Annotated in this window: 1 protein-coding gene; it reads right to left on the reverse strand. The window is 66.5% G+C overall.

The features are described from left to right. The coding region (locus tag AX703_RS20260; protein WP_156452147.1) for a DUF1173 family protein at positions 1–774 on the reverse strand (774 nt) is incomplete at its 3' end. Positions 775–836 lie beyond the last annotated feature (62 nt).

The raw sequence follows: 836 nt of genomic DNA on the forward strand, positions 1-836 counted from the left end.
CTTGTGGAAGCGCCGCGCCATGTCCTGGTCCATCACGAAGGGCATGTCGCCGACATGGCGCAGGACGATTCTTTCCGCGCCGTGCGCGGGAACGATCTCCTTGATCTCGCCCACCACGACCATCATGTCGCCCTGCGAGGCATAGACCCGGGCGAGGGCCGCGCGGCGGCGGGCCCGGATCTCTTCCTTCTCTTCGATCTTGAAGCTCTCGGGCACGAACAACACGTGGGGCAGGGCTTCCTGCTTCGCCCGGCAGCTTGCCGCTGCCTCGAGCAGCGCGCGGCGCACGACGAACCATGTCCGCTTGCCCGCCATCTTCGGATGCCAGTGTGTGAGTTCGGCCCGATCCCAGAGGACGTGCAGCAGCCCCCGCATCGACAGCTTCTGGCCCGAGGACTTCACCGTCGGCTTGTCGTTGGTGAGTGCCGCGGGCGCGAGCCGGGCGGCCCCGCGCGAGAGCGGGAAGCCGAGCTTGAGGCTGGTCTCGCCGCTCGCCTCATCGTCGAGCACGGCTGACCCACGGACCTGGCCCATGCCGGTGACATAGTCTGGCGCTTCGTAGTGATCGCAGGCGGTCGCATGACGCGCGCCCGAGCCCGGCCAGCGCGCCAGCACGTAGCCATTCTGCCGGTGCGAGATGTAGAGTGGGAGTTCGGTTCCCTTGCGGCATTCGCAATGGACCGGGCTTTTGCGCTCGTAGGCTTCGCGCAAGACGGGCTGAAGTTCATCGCCTTCGGCCACGCTGCGGCCGAGCACACGGTATCGCTGGATCATTGGGGTATCTCCAATTTCTCGCGATCGACGCTGCCCGTTCGACCTCTCGCGCATCTCCTTCG

Origin of the sequence: Novosphingobium sp. CCH12-A3 (genome assembly GCF_001556015.1) — a bacterium.
Classification (GTDB): domain Bacteria; phylum Pseudomonadota; class Alphaproteobacteria; order Sphingomonadales; family Sphingomonadaceae; genus Novosphingobium; species Novosphingobium subterraneum.